Origin of the sequence: Robbsia andropogonis, from assembly GCF_034047095.1 — a bacterium.
Classification (GTDB): Bacteria; Pseudomonadota; Gammaproteobacteria; order Burkholderiales; family Burkholderiaceae; genus Robbsia; species Robbsia andropogonis.
Map to the genome: position 1 here is coordinate 210,517 of NZ_CP139164.1, position 14,857 is coordinate 225,373.

Consider the following 14,857-nt stretch of genomic DNA (forward strand, 5'->3'; position numbering starts at 1 on the left):
ACGGCAAAGCATTCTATCCCGGATTTTTTGGATAGCGAGAGAGTATGCGCTGTCTTGCGCGTCGCTGCTGCATCAACGGTCAATAGGCGAGCTGCATCGCTCCGGCAAATCGGATATCGTGAGAGACTCCCTTTTCTTTGTTGGATTTTTCCGTGTTACAACAACGAACCTGGTGCTGTATTTTTTGGACGGTATTCGGATTGAGCGCGTCGGCACATGCGGCGACAGATGTCAATTGCAGTACTGCACGCGTGCCGGGCCAACGTGTGATTTGCGATTACACGATCGTCGGTCACGAATACGACGCGCTTTACGCGGAACAGCAGCGAATGGCCGCGGCAGGAATGCTCTCGCAAGGCCAAGTTGCTGATTTCCGGGCACGGCGTGATGCGTGCACGGATGTAGGTTGCGTAGAGAAACTGATCAACGATTGGCAAACGCATGCAAAAGCGCTTAATCGAGCGCAGACCGATGCAGCTGGGATGCAAGCGGTAGGGGCTGGCGCGGCGCCGAATGCCGTATCGATGCCATCTGCGTCCAACCAGCCACCGCCACCGCCCGCGCAGGACCCCAATGCACAACCCACGGCGGCGCAGACGCAGTTTGGCGCGCCTACGCAAATTACGAACAACCTGGTCCCGGTATCCCCCGATGCCGCCTTCGGAACTACGACGAGCGAGACAGCTGGCGCGGCAGCATCGGCTGCCTCTGTGTCCGATGCCAGCACACAGCCCACCGCCGAGCGGAATGCATTGCAAGCGGCGCAGGACGGACGACCATCCAACGGCAGTTTGTTGCGTAACGGCGCATTGCTGATTATTTTGGTGGCCATTGGCGCCGCGACGTGGCGTACGCGCCAACGCCTGCGGAATCGGGCGGGAGATCGCCGCGACGATGCGCCCTACGAGCGTCGTCCGCCGCGCTGAACGGATGTCACATTGCAACGCGCAAGCCGCCACACTCAACCGCGCGGTATCGCACCGCGCCCCAGGAGCGCTCCATGAACGCGCGACATGACGACCCAAGCCCGATATCACACGCAAGCGATGCGCAAAAAGCGCGTCCGATCGCCCACATCCGCGTGCAGACTAAAGGAAGCGGGCTCATCGATATCACCGCGCAATTGCGTCGCTTCATGGATACACAACCCGCCAGCGACGGACTGTTGACTGTGTTCTGTCGGCATACCTCGGCATCCTTGCTGATCCAGGAGAACGCCGATCCGTCGGTACGGATTGATTTGGAAGCGTTTTTCTCGCGTATTGCGCCAGAATCCGGCACGCTTTACCAGCACGATACCGAAGGACCGGATGATATGCCGGCGCATCTACGTACCGCGTTGACGCAGGTACACCTATCAATTCCCGTCGATCAAGGGCGGATGGTGCTGGGGACCTGGCAGGGCGTCTATCTGTTTGAACACCGGCATGCCGCCCATCAGCGTGAGGTGGTACTCCATTTCCTGCCGAATATCAGGACGCCGTAGGCATACGCTCCAGCGTGCGCATCGCCGCGAGAACGCCAGACAACACTTTGTCCGCAACTTGCTCGGAAAACCCCGGTGGCAGGTCCGCGCGGACTTTCTCCACCACCTCGGGTGTGCGCGTGATGATCTCTTGTAGCAGCGGCTCCGCACTGTTACCGTAGCCCATTTTCTTGGCCGTGCTGTTGAAATGCCGTCGCGCAATCTTATGCACGTGATAGTGCTTATTTTTCCCGAGCAACGCCATTGCCAGTTTGATTTCTTGCTCCGCCCATTGATTTGGCCCGTCACCCATGACCGGGTAAGCGGACATCACGTCATACAATGGCGTCAGCTTGAAACTGCTTACGCCGCCGGCGAGCAGCTGGATGCTGAAGTTTTTGGCATGACCGTCCGGCGCACGCATCATCCAGAAGAGAATCTGGGAAGCCATGAGGGTACGCATGTCGTCCACCGCTTGCTGCGATTGCAGCAATAGCGCGGACATCTGCTGCAATCCCGGGCCGCCCTCGCTCTCGTATTTGATCAGCGGTGACGTGCCAGTTGCCTGGCAAAAATCCTCCTGGATAAGCCGAAAAAGCTGCGTTCCATCGCGGGAGCGCACGCGGTCGAAACGCTCGACCACGAGCACCCGTTGTGTGCCAAATGTCGCAATGCGTGCGTCCGCGGTAGGGAGGCCGTATTCCTTCAGTAGTCGCAGGCACAGCCACTCATTGTCCACCGATGTCGTGAAGTCAGCTTTGCGCCCGCCCACCATGCCAATCGGGAGCTTGAGGATGTGGGTGGTCGGCGTGGCGCCACGCGGCTTCATCCATTGCCCATCCCACCAGAGAAAGGCGTCCTTCTCTTGCGCGCCAGCCAGCGAGATGCGGAAATCGTCGTCAGGGTCCTTCGCCGCGGCGAAACGATCGGGACTGACAACTTCGAGCAAGTGCCGCTCGATGGCTTCTTCGTCAACAACGATGCCCTCAATCTTGCCCACTCCCTCCGGCACGGCGTCGTCCGGCAAAAGCTGCAACGCACCAACGCAGTCGCGACCAATCGCCGCCAGGAGATCGAACGTCGCGATGGAGCCCGTCTTGAAACGCGCCGCGACCCGTTTTCGAATCGTTTCGCTATCCGGCAGCAGGCCATCGAAGTAGTGGGATACACGCGCGCCCTTCAATGGCTCGTTGTGCAGGTTAAAGGGCAATGAAACGGATATCGGTCGCCCACGTGCGGATTGTTGCCACGCCGTATCGTATTGCAGCTCGGATTTGCCATCCGCACCGATGGTCCAGCGTCCGACAAAATCGCCGTTTGCCCACATGGACAGGGTTTGACTGTGCGAGCGGCGCCCCATATTCACCACTCCGAGATGTCCGTTGACGCAACGCCCTTCCGTTCTCCAAGATGCAACGCAAGCCCGATGACCGCACACCAGCGGAGTAACTGCCCGAAGCTAATCTCATCCGCATTTTTTTCTAAATACGATATGCGATTCTGACTTAGGCCGACGCGATGCCCAACTTCCGCCTGCGTGAGCTTGTGCCGCTTGCGGGACGTCACGAGCAACTGACCGAGCTGAGAAGCGGTCATCAGGCGTAATGCAGAAGGGGGAGCAGACATGAATGTATCCGGTATTCAGCCATTATCATTTTAGCTGTCATACGGATAAAGTCAAATTAGCTGTTATACGGATAAATTGCTTTTATCCGTATAACAGCTATCAGATAACGCTGGCACTAGCCCAGGATTTCGCGGACAAATCGTCCATAGGCGCGGGCCACAATACATCAAACTCTCGCATCTGGGCTTCGCTAACCAAACCTGCTCGGAAAAGGGCGAGGAGTTCGGCACGCAGGTATCGAATCCGTTCATTCATCGGTGCGTACCTGACCTCGTCCACGCTTATCCAGCATATGGACAAAAAAGCCCGCCAGAGCCGAAATACAAACTAACCGGCGAAGGCGGGTGTGTTGGCGATGACCATGAGAATGGTCAACACCGGAGCAGCAATCGTCGCTGCGATGAGCGCGCCGGTGACGATGGGCGTGGACATGGAATCCTCCTGCAACTTTCGTGCGGTACACCAACCTCGTGTCAGTGCATAGGCAAATACTAGCCTATTGTAAGGAGAATAGCAATAGATGGTGGTTATTACATGCCGCAGCAGAAGTTGCTGCAATTGATCGGAAATCGTTACCGGAACAGGCGCAAATCACAAAAATTTAACGCTAAAACAACCATTTGGATAGACAATTCGACGGCAAGCAAGGCATCTTGACAAAACTGTTTTGCTAAAAATAATGAATATCTTCCTTACCCAGAAAACCCATTTTGTAGAAGTTTCAACCTTACAAACTGGCGCCATTTGCGGAATTTGGCGACATTCCATCCAATAGATTGTGACGCGGACCGGCACCACGGACACGGCTGATCTCAGCGTCGATGACCATATGGAATGGCTCAGGGGTATGGATGTGATAACCCTGGAAAAAGTCCACTTCCATTTGGCGCAGCAGGCTCAACGTGGCGGCGTTTTCCACGGACTCCGCGACGGTACGCGCGCCAAGATCGCGTGTGATCTGATGAATCGATTTGACAATATTTCGATCCACCGCGTTCTCGATCATATTGACGACGAAACCGCCGTCGATCTTGACCAGGTCGACCGGAAAATTTCGCAAATAGCCGAACGAACTCATGCCAATACCGAAGTCGTCCAAGGCCACGTGTACCCCTGCCCCGCGTAACGCGTTGATCGCCACCGTCGCGGACGCGAGATTGCGCATCAAGGCTGTTTCCGTGATTTCAAACGTCAACGCGCCTGGCGGTACATTGGACGCCGAGATCAACTTCAACGCATCACCAACGAAATCGGGATCATTCAGTGAATTCGCCGACATATTGACGTGTACCGCGCACAATGCACCGCCCGCCATCCCGCGCTGTAGTTCTGCCAGCGCGCTCGACAATGCCCAACGGTCGATGTGCACCATCAGGTCATAGCGTTCCGCGGCCGGAATGAACACCGAGGTAGGAATCGGCGTGCCGTCACGATCGAACATGCGAGCCAGCAATTCCCATCGTGGCACGGCGCGCGCGTCGCGTGGCAATACTTTTTGCGCATAGAGGAATATCCGCCCCTCGCTGATCGCTTCGGTGATGCCCGCTGCGAGGACAATCTTTCGATGCCAATCCGCCGCGTCACTTTGCCCTCCGCGATAAACACTGACCATGTTTCGGCCATTGTCCTTGGCCGAGTAGCAAGCGGCATCTGCTTCGGTCAGCAGTGCGTTTGGCGACTCGGCATGCCGGTCGATCGCGGTCAGACCGATGCTTGCCCCCACGCTATACGTCCGGCCGTCCCAAACAAACTGCAGTGCATTGATCGCCGCAATCAATTTATCCAGCACGACCTTGGCCTCATCGATCGTACAGTCATGGAGAATAACGCCCAACTCGTCACCGCCCAACCGTCCCACGAAATCCGTAGCGCGCAATTGCGCCGGCACCAGCAGGCCGATCTGCTTCAGCAGCATATCGCCAGCCCGGTGTCCGGCCGTGTCGTTGACGATCTTGAATCGGTCGAGATCGATGAAGGCAAGTGCATGCTGCCGATCCGACATCTGGACCTCGAGCAATGCCTGTTCCAATGCATCGCCAAATGCAGTACGGTTGGGCAGGCTGGTTAATGCGTCGTGGCTGGCGTTGTAAGCAAGCTTGCGTTGCAATTCGCGCGACTCGCTGACGTCTCGCATCACCAATACCGCGCCAATCACCGCACCTTCGGCGGTGCGCACCGCGGCGGCGTTGCATGCTACTTCACGGCGCCAACCGTTCCGGTCGATCAAGACGCCCACGATACTGACGTGAGAGGCGCGCGGCGTCCCCAACGCACGACGCACCGCATCCTTGACCGGCTGCCCGGTGTCCGGGTCGCGCAACGAGAATACCGTCGCGATGGGCAGTGACAAGGCATCACTATTCTGCCAGCCAGTAATGGCCTCCGCGGCTGGGTTGACAAACTGCACCATGCCATCGTTATTCGTCGTGATCACCCCGTCGGCAATCGACGCCAATGTCACTCGCAGATGCTCGTTCTGTTCGCTCAGCAACTGCTGGGTTTGCATTCGCTCGGTAATGTCTTGCACCTGGGCCACGAAAAACCGCGGACTGCCTCGCTCGGTACGCGCCAGGGTAACCTTCACCAACGCGTCCACCAGCCGACCATCCGGATGCGTGAAGCGTCGCTCGATCACATAGGCATTGATGCGGCCTTGTTCCAACGACGAAAACCCGGCCTCGTCGTTATGCCAGAACTGCGGCCCCAGCAAGTCGTGCAAACGGTCGCCGAGTAGCCGCTCCTCGGACACTCCCAGTAGCGCGATCAATGCCGGATTGACGTAGGACACATAGCGGTCCAGTTCGACCAGCGCGATACCGACGGATGCGCTGTTCATCGCCCCTTGAAACAGCGACTCATTGCGCACCGCCGCCAACCGACCCAGGCGACCGTGTTCGTACACGCGTCGAAACAACAACGTCAAGCCAATGATACAAAGGGTCAAAGTCAGATCGAGTAGCCCCAGCAACTGCGCACGCTCACGCCAGCTTCCGTAGACCCGCTTCATTGATTCTCCCAGCGCGAGCAAGATCGGAAAACCGTCCACATCGTGATAGACATAGAGCCGTTGAATACCGTCGATCTTGGATCGGCCTTCGAAATAACCGTGCTTCTGCATCGGGAAGTAACGCCACAGATCGCCGTTCGACACATTCGTATTGAACGAAACACCGGTATCCGGCTTCCGCGCCAAAACCGTCCCATCATTGCGAAGGAGTGCCGCGGCGCCTTCGTCATCGATCGGCAACAACGAGAACGCACGATCGAATACCGATTTCGGAATCGATGCAAACACGACCCCGGCGAAGCGGCCATCGGCGGTCGATAAGCGACGGCTCATGCAGACGTAGTATTTCCCATCAAGCGGGCTTTGAATCACGCGACTGATAAAGGGCTGATCCGTGGCATCACGGTCACTGCCAGGCGGCGCGGCCGGCGTGCCCTCATGTACCTTGAAGAAATCCTGATTTGCCACATTGTTGCGCCGCGGCGGTGACGAACGGGAATCGAGCACCAGATCGCCGTTGGTATCGGCGACCAATAGCGAACTGGCATGGCGCAAACCGTCCCCGCGTTGGAACAACGCCAGCAAATGCGCGGTAGGTCCTATCGCGGCAGGCATGGCGGATGCGCCAACTGGCGCGCCAGATGCCCCCGCACGCGCCGCCGCGGCAGCCAACTCAGCAGCAACGGCTTCCGCGGTGCGGTCGGGCGACATGCCAGTGGCCCCCGACGCCGGGCTAACCGGTGCCGCGGCGTCGTTCCCTGAGGGGCTTGTCTTATAAAGCGTTCGAACGGCTGCCTGCAGCGACGCGTCGACAACGGACAACCGTGCACCCAAATCGGCTGCAAGCGTGCGGTTGGCGTTAGCCAATAAGGACAGCGCGCGGTCGCGCGCGTCGTGGCGCTCACGTAGCAGCGTATAGGCAAAAATCGCGTTCAGTGCGATGGCCAAAGCCACCATGCCCCAGATCAAATGCCGAGCGGCGGCGCGGGGTGCCGATGTCTTCTCCAACGGCTCTACAGCAAGCGATTCGTGTCCGGGCTGCGACGCGCGCGCATGCTCGGCGTCGGTTCGGCGGATCAACAAGGCTTTTTTCGATTTAGCGAGATTGTGGCGCTCAATAAGTCAATCGGCGCCGTCCCTTCAACAAGCGAACGGCGCCGAGTCCGGAATCCAGGAAACGGATGACTGAAATAAGACTAGCCTGCCTACGCCCTAGCCTCAAGCTCTAATGCCAAATGTTTCAAACTGACACAAACGCCAGCTTCAATATGTTTCAAGACAGCAATTTCAAGGAAAAATTTCCCGGAAAACACGAGAACGTCCTTATCTGAAGGGTGTTTTTTCCGCACCATCGGACATCGATAAACGACGCCTAAACAAGGAGGCTCCGCATTAATTTATCGAGAAACGACTCACACGCCACGATCTGCTCCAAGGCGACGTATTCATCGGCACGATGCGCTTGTTGAATGTTGCCCGGCCCGCAAATCACGGTGGGAATGCCGGCTTGCGCGAATTGACCACCTTCGGTCGCGTAAGCGACTTTCCTTGTCTCGGTATCGCGTGCCAATGCACGCACCAGCGTTGTCACCGCGGCTTGCTCGGCGGCGTCCAGTGCGGGTGCACCAGCAGTACGGATCAACTCAATCGCCGCGGCCGGGTGGTCTCGCCGCATTCGCGGCAACAACTCGGTCTGGATATAAGCGCGAATGCGGGCCTCGATGCCTGCGGCATCGACACCGGGCAAGTTGCGATATTCAAACTGGAATTCACAATCGGCCGGCACCGTATTGATGGCATTGCCTCCCTTGATCAAGCTTGTCTGCCCGGTTGAAAACGGCACATCGAAGTCGGCGTCGAACGGCCCCTTCGCGCGGAATTCGTCCACCATATCGCGGATAAAACAGATAAGACGGGCCGCATGTTCGATCGCGTTTGCCCCGCGCGGCGTCAATGACGAGTGTGCCGCATGTCCGTGTACGTGACACCGGAAGGTGTTGATTCCTTTATGTGCGACGACCACCCGCATTTCGGTGGGTTCGCCAACAATACAGCCCGATGGCTTTACACCGCGGGCCGCCAGGTCCGCCAGCAGGACCGGTGCGCCGAGACAACCCACTTCTTCGTCATAGGTAAGGGACAAATGGATTGGCTGCCGTAACGGCTTGGCCGCAAAGTTCGGCAGTTGCGCCATGACGGTACCAATAAAGCCCTTCATGTCGGCTGTACCGCGACCATAGAGCAGACCATCACGGATTTCCGGCTTGAACGGATTCGACTGCCATTGCTGGCCGTCGACCGGAACGACATCGGTATGTCCGGACAGCACGATGCCTCCATCCAATTCGCCTGACGCCGCTGCCACCGTGGCGAACAGGTTGGCTTTCTTGCCCGTCCGGTCGTATGTCAATACCGGCGCCTTGCCCGTAATGCGCTGAACGGCGTCGCGGATGGTTTCGATCAGACCGAGATTCGATTCCCGGCTGGTGGTGTCGAACCGTACCAATCTCTCAACCCACTCGAGCGACGCGGGGCGGTGCACCGCAGCGGAATTCGTGGCGCCGTCAGCACCCGCGCGGGCAGGAGAACCATTGGTTCCAGTAAGGACATCGGTCGCGGACCCGCTGCGAGGCGAAGCAAGCGATTCAGAGGAAAGCGTTGTCATGGTTTCTATCGGAATGGCGCGCCGTGGCGGCGCAGCCGGTCGAAACGGACCGTAGGTCCAGTACAGACCGGCGCGCCATGCTGGCAAGCGCGCAAATAATTTGTCACAAAATTGAGACGTTACGCGAAAACATCAGCACGCGCTGCACAATTCACCGCCGGACGGGGCTGCTACGCATACAATGGCGCCGCCGTGCCGCCGTATAGACGAACGCGCGGCGCGCTACAAAAGGACGCGCTCGCTATAATCGAATTTTGTCCGCGCCGCGGGAGCAATTCAAGAGCATGAACACTGCAAGGCCGCTCGATCGCGGCACGATCGTGCTGATCGAGGACGACGCACACACGCGTGAAGCATTATCGACATTGCTATCCGACCTAGGCGCCACGGTGCTTGCCGTAGCGGATGCGGAGGACGGTTGCGCCACCGCCATCGAAGCCCTCCCGGATGCCGTCATCTGCGATATCGTCTTGCCCGGCATGGACGGCTTCTACCTCATCCAGTCGCTCCGCGAACACGAAATCAGACACGGCGTGGAGCCTGCCGTCGCCATCGCCTTGACAGGTCACGACGACGAGGTCCATCGACTGCGCAGTTTTGCCGAAGGATTCCAACATTTCCTCACCAAACCGGCCGATATCGACGCCCTGGTCGCGGTTCTGACTGCCGCCATCAACCGCCGTGCCCGATAAGGCGGACCAACGCAGTGGCTCAACCACCTGCCGCCTTCACTAGCGCATACACATGATTGAATTGCGGTGGCGCCGCGCAATGCCCCGCGCTGAGCCGATCTGTCTTATTTTCCCGATTTACCTGACCTGGATTTGCCTGTAACTCAGGGCTTACCCTTGCCGATTATTAATCGGTCATTTTCGCCTCCCCAATTACTTTCAGCTGGTTTACCATGCCGCGACAACGTTGTAATTCATGCTATTTCTGCGCAAATGACGCAGGATCGTAAAAAACATAATCATTGGGCCGCAGACCATCCGGATTACTTTCCGGCCGTCCAGTGCAGCATGAAAACACCAGTTAATAAGCGGTGATCTCAGGCCGCGTATCTCGGAGGCAGTAAATGACGCAGTACATTGATCGCGCGGCGCCGCGCGACCGCAAGCAACGGATCTTCGCCATCATCGGGGCATCTTCGGGAAATCTGGTGGAGTGGTTCGATTTCTACGTTTATTCCTTCTGCTCCATTTATTTCGCCGCATCGTTTTTTCCAAAAGGTGATGCCACCACGCAGCTATTGAATACTGCCGGCGTATTTGCCGCGGGCTTCCTGATGAGACCAATCGGCGGTTGGTTTTTTGGTCGCATTGCCGACAAATTCGGACGTCGCCGCGCCATGCTGGTCTCCATCACCATGATGTGTGGCGGTTCGCTGGTGATTGCTTGTCTGCCAACCTATGCCACGATCGGCGCCGCGGCGCCATTCCTGTTACTTTTAGCACGCTTGTTCCAAGGCCTGTCGGTGGGCGGCGAGTACGGCACCAACGCCACTTATATGAGTGAGGTCGCCATCCGGGGAGAACGCGGTTTCCTGGCCTCGTTTCAATATGTAACGCTGATCGGCGGTCAATTGCTGGCCGTGCTGGTGATCGTTATTTTGCAAGCCATCCTTAGCGATGCGGAGCTGCGTGCATGGGGCTGGCGCATCCCATTCTTTATCGGTGCGTTGTCCGCTGTCGTGTCTCTCCTGCTGCGCCGCTCCCTGACGGAAACCGTGTCCGACGAGACACGTCAGCGCAAGGATGCAGGCTCGTTGTCCGCGCTGATGAAACACAGCCGTGTGTTCATTACAGTGGTGGGCTATACCGCCGGCGGCTCGCTGATCTTCTATACGTTCACCACATATATGCAAAAGTACCTGGTCAACACCGCGCATATGTCAGCGAAGACCTCCAGCACGATCATGACCGGCGCACTGTTCGTCTATATGATTCTGCAACCGGTATTCGGTGCGCTGTCGGACCGCATCGGCAGACGGAATTGCATGCTCACGTTCGGCGTGCTGGCCACCGTCTGCACTTATCCATTGTTGACGGCGCTGGGCAATGTCACCAGTCCATGGGCCGCCTTCGGCCTGATTGTCATCGCGTTGGCGATCGTGAGCCTCTACACGTCGATCAGCGGTTTGATCAAGGCGGAAGTGTTCCCGCCAGAAGTCCGTGCGTTGGGCGTGGGCCTGTCCTATGCCGTTGCCAATGCGGTATTCGGCGGCTCGGCCGAGTACGTTGCCCTGTGGATGAAACAAGGCGGCAACGAATCCATGTTTTACGTCTATGTATGCGTCATGATGGCTATCGGCATCTTCTTCTCCCTGCGCATTCCCAAGCCAGGTGAGGGTTACCTCGAGCATGTCGATTAAGGGTACGATCGCGGTGCCGCTTGTCCTGCATCGGGCGACCGGCGCGGAAGTTGTGCATCGTATGTGTCTGCATGATCGCAGACGAACTTATTCGCGAAATTGCGGCGAATAAAAGTAACTTTTGCGGGGCAAACTTCGTTACGATCCGGTGACTGTCTGCATTGCTGTCCATACCGGTTCGGAGACCTGCCTTGCCTCGCCCCATTCTTGCGCGCATTCACGCGCACGCTCTTGCCCATAACCTGTCGGTCGTCCGCGCCTGCGCTCCCCATAGCCGCATCTGGGCCGTCGTCAAGGCGAACGCGTATGGTCACGATATCGCACATGCCTATCCGGGTCTGAAACAGGCTGACGGCTTCGCGCTGCTCGATCTGGACGAAGCGGTGCGCGTTCGTGAACTGGGATGGACGGGACCGATCCTGCTGCTCGAGGGTATCTTCGAGATGCGTGACTGGGACATTGTCGAGGCCCATGGCCTGACTGCTGCCATTCATCATCCGGATCATCTACGCATGCTCGCGGAGCGCAAGCCGGCGCGACCGCTGCCAATCTATTTGAAGATGAACAGCGGGATGAACCGCCTTGGTTTTACGCCTGACGCGTATCGCCACGCGTACACGCAAGCCCGCGCCCTGCCCGCCGTGGGCGCTATCACGTTGATGACGCACTTCGCCACCGCTGACGGTCCACAAGGTATTGCATCGCAGATGACGGTATTTGAGCAAACCGCCGATGGCCTGTCCGGAGAGCGGTCGCTCTCCAACTCGGCCGCCACGTTATGGCATGCGAACGCGCACGGAGACTGGGTGCGCCCTGGCGTCATGTTATACGGCGCCGCGCCGAGCGGCGTGGCGAGTGATATCGCCGGCCGGCTGAAACCGGCAATGTCGTTGGAAAGCCGCTTGATATCCGTTCAGACTCTGCGCCCAGGTGACACCCTTGGTTATGGCGCCACGTTCACCGCGCAGGCAACCATGCGCATCGGCGTGGTCGCTTGCGGCTATGCCGATGGCTATCCACGCACGGCCCCCGTGGACACCCCGGTCGTCGTCGACGGCATAAAAACGCGCGTGGTAGGTCGCGTCTCGATGGACATGCTCACCGTGGATCTCACCCCCTGCCCGAATGCCAACGTCGGCGCACCGGTGGAGCTCTGGGGCGCGCAATTGCCGATCGATGACGTTGCCAATGCCTGTGGCACGATAGGCTACGAACTGATGACGGCGGTGACCGCGCGCGTGGCGCGCGTGGCGGGGTAAAAGACCGGGCGTCACCCATTTCCCATCGCCGAACCAGTGCGAAGCACGTCATCACGCGCTGAAGGCGAGCGGCACCATAACCATTATCTAAACAGATACAGGGATATCCCGAATACTGCGAACCGGCAACTGCCTCGACAATAACTGGGAACCGATTCCATTTCATTCCCATGTGCCCCGCCAACACCACGCAATCCTTACACGATGGCCCAATCGATTTTCTGACGTATGGCGAGGCGATGACACTTTTCATCGCCGAAACGCCAGGTGACCTGGCGCTGGTCGAGCGCTTCTCGCGCCGCGTCGCCGGCGCCGACCTGAACGTCGCGATCGGCCTGTCCCGACTCGGCTATCGGGTCGGCTATCTGAGCCGTGTGGGCAAGGACAGTTTCGGTCGCCACGTTCTGGCGACCTTGGCAGAGGAACATATAGACAGCACGTGCGTGACGGTGGACGAACGCTACCGTACAGGATTCCAACTCAAGGAAAAGGCCCTGCAAGGGGCCGACCCGATCACGGAATATTTTCGTAAAGGTTCGGCCGCGAGTCATCTTAGTGAAGCGGATTTTGATATCGCTTACATCGCACGTGCGCAAGCATTACATCTGACAGGGATTGCGCCAGCTATCTCGGAAACATCGCGCGCACTGGCCTTCAAACTCGCGAAGCATTTTCGCGAGACCGGCAAACCCATTTCATTCGATCCCAATCTACGACCATCGCTCTGGCCGTCAGAGCACGTCATGATTGACACGATGAATCAATTAGCCGATCTCGCGGATTGGATTCTCCCCGGCATCGGCGAAGGCAAACTGCTGACCGGTGCCAAGACACCCGAAGGCATCGCGGACTTCTACCTGAAGCGCGGTGCCACCGGTGTGGTCGTGAAACTGGGAGAAAAGGGCGCGTTCTACGCGTCGGCCGCCGGCGCAAGCGGCTACGTGGATGCGGTACCGGTCACGGAAGTCGTGGATACCGTGGGGGCCGGCGACGGCTTTGCGGTGGGCGTCATCAGCGCGCTGGCCGCAGGCAAGTCGCCACGTGAAGCAGCATTACGCGGTGCACTCATTGGAGCATTGCAGGTGCAGGTGGTCGGTGACAGCGAGGGACTGCCCACTGCTGAGCAACTGGCCCGTCTGGAGCATGATCAGGCAGCGTAAATCCTCCAGCAGAACCACGATGCCATCGCCGAACGTATCGGCGTGCCAGCACACGGGTGCGCCGACCGGCAAAGAAGGAATGGGGGACAAACGCTCGTGGGGGCGTCGTTCCGCTGCGCGGGACAGACGCCCCCGCCTGCAACGTCGCCGCCAATCCAGATGTTTTAGAACACTGATAAAAAAACAATGAGTGCACCGACCATTAGCGACGTGGCCAAATCGGCAGGCGTTGGCAAGACCAGCGTCTCCCGTTATTTGAATGGCGAAACCGCAGCCTTGTCGCCCTCGTTGCGGGAGCGGATCGAACATGCGATAACCTCGCTTAACTATCATCCCAATCAAATGGCGCGGGGATTGAAACGCGGACGCACGCGCTTGATCGGTGTGTTGCTGGCGGACCTGCAAAACCCCTTCTCCGTGGCGTTGATACAAGGTATAGAGGCGGCGTGCCGGGGCTGCGGCTTGATGCCAATCATCTGCAACACCGGCAATGAGATCGAACTGGAAAACCGTTACATCGATCTGCTTCGCACCTATCGGGCGGAGGGCTTGCTGGTGAACCCGGTGGGACTGCCGGAATCCGCGTTACGTACGGTCGTCGAAGGCGATATCCCGGTCGTCTTGATGGATCGCAAGGTCGACGGGATAGCGTGCGACAGCGTTGGCCTGGATAACCTGTCCGCGTCCAAGCAGTTGCTGGCCCATTTAGCGGCGTCCGGATTTCAGTCGGTCGCGTTTGTCGGCGAGGCCTGGTCATCGATCAGTACGCGCCGCGAACGCGAGGCAGCGGTGCTGTCTGAAGCGCACCGCCACGGTATGTCCAGCCGCGCGCTCGAACTGGATCGTGGGGATGAAGCCAGCATCGCCGGCGTCATTGATGTGGTGCGCGAGTCCGCTACGCGATCTCGAACGGCCGTGGTCACGGCAAACGGACAGGTGATGCTGGCACTGGCGCTCGAACTGGCACGCCGTCGCGACACCGGCCAGTCCGGCGTGGATGCACCGGTCGTTTATCGCGGCGAGGATGCACCACTCGGACGACTTGGCCTTGCCTCATTCGATGATCCTGACTGGGCCGCGATAATGACGCCTGGCATTACTACCCTACGCCAACCCACTTTCGATATTGGCGCCCAGGCGCTTTACCTGCTCAACGATCGGCTCGACGGTCAGGCCCATGCGCAACGTGAGAAGCGCATGCCACACACCGGCGCACATGCCATGGGCCTGTCGACACCGCGCAATCGGTCATTCGAAGGGCAGTTGATTATCCGTTCTTCCACACTGCCAACGTACGCGTAGA

11 protein-coding genes are annotated in these 14,857 nt (G+C 58.5%); 7 read left to right on the top strand and 4 right to left on the bottom strand.

All coding sequences use genetic code 11. The features are described 5' to 3' along the window. Nucleotides 1–152: 152 nt before the first annotated feature. Nucleotides 153–926 (top strand): hypothetical protein, encoded by a 774-nt coding sequence (locus SJQ66_RS00910; protein WP_157685057.1) that lies wholly within the window; start codon nt 153–155, stop codon nt 924–926. Nucleotides 927–1,000: 74 nt separating this feature from the next. After that, nucleotides 1,001–1,486 carry a secondary thiamine-phosphate synthase enzyme YjbQ gene (locus SJQ66_RS00915; protein WP_024903800.1) on the top strand — a complete coding sequence of 162 codons (486 nt, stop codon included), beginning with the start codon at nt 1,001–1,003 and terminating at the stop codon, nt 1,484–1,486. Here the strand turns inward: SJQ66_RS00915 and SJQ66_RS00920 are convergent. The 4 genes from SJQ66_RS00920 to argE all read right to left on the bottom strand — a co-directional run bounded on the left by SJQ66_RS00920 (nt 1,473) and on the right by argE (nt 8,764). Further along, nucleotides 1,473–2,825: a type II toxin-antitoxin system HipA family toxin gene (locus SJQ66_RS00920; protein ID WP_024903799.1), complete on the bottom strand. Its 1,353-nt coding sequence runs from the start codon at nt 2,823–2,825 to the stop codon at nt 1,473–1,475. The two genes, SJQ66_RS00915 and SJQ66_RS00920, sit on opposite strands and share 14 nt — an antisense overlap. Before the next feature lie 2 nt (nt 2,826–2,827). Then, the gene (locus SJQ66_RS00925) at nt 2,828–3,091 is read right to left on the bottom strand and encodes a helix-turn-helix domain-containing protein (protein ID WP_024903798.1); all 264 of its coding nucleotides are present in this window, start codon (nt 3,089–3,091) and stop codon (nt 2,828–2,830) included. A 728-nt stretch (nt 3,092–3,819) separates the two neighbouring features. Further along, nucleotides 3,820–7,182: an EAL domain-containing protein gene (locus SJQ66_RS00930; RefSeq protein ID WP_157685872.1), complete on the bottom strand. Its 3,363-nt coding sequence runs from the start codon at nt 7,180–7,182 to the stop codon at nt 3,820–3,822. A 289-nt stretch (nt 7,183–7,471) separates the two neighbouring features. Then, complete coding sequence (argE, locus tag SJQ66_RS00935; protein ID WP_320533756.1) at nt 7,472–8,764, bottom strand: acetylornithine deacetylase; 1,293 nt, start codon at nt 8,762–8,764, stop codon at nt 7,472–7,474. A 284-nt stretch (nt 8,765–9,048) separates the two neighbouring features. Here argE and SJQ66_RS00940 point away from each other — a divergent pair, with 284 nt between their 5' ends. The 5 genes from SJQ66_RS00940 (at nt 9,049) to SJQ66_RS00960 (ending at nt 14,856) form a co-directional block, all read left to right on the top strand. Further along, nucleotides 9,049–9,456: a response regulator gene (locus tag SJQ66_RS00940; protein WP_046153802.1), complete on the top strand. Its 408-nt coding sequence runs from the start codon at nt 9,049–9,051 to the stop codon at nt 9,454–9,456. Nucleotides 9,457–9,839: 383 nt separating this feature from the next. Further along, nucleotides 9,840–11,135, top strand: coding sequence for an MFS family transporter (locus tag SJQ66_RS00945; protein ID WP_024903793.1), 1,296 nt, complete (start codon nt 9,840–9,842; stop codon nt 11,133–11,135). Nucleotides 11,136–11,326: 191 nt separating this feature from the next. Then, entirely contained in the window at nt 11,327–12,394 is a 1,068-nt protein-coding gene (gene alr, locus SJQ66_RS00950) for an alanine racemase (RefSeq protein ID WP_024903792.1), read from the top strand. A gap of 170 nt (nt 12,395–12,564) precedes the next feature. After that, a complete protein-coding gene (locus SJQ66_RS00955; RefSeq protein ID WP_051504472.1) occupies nt 12,565–13,554 on the top strand; it encodes a sugar kinase in 990 nt (329 codons plus the stop codon). A 186-nt stretch (nt 13,555–13,740) separates the two neighbouring features. Then, nucleotides 13,741–14,856, top strand: coding sequence for a LacI family DNA-binding transcriptional regulator (locus tag SJQ66_RS00960; RefSeq protein WP_024903791.1), 1,116 nt, complete (start codon nt 13,741–13,743; stop codon nt 14,854–14,856). The last annotated feature ends 1 nt before the right edge of the window (nt 14,857 follow it).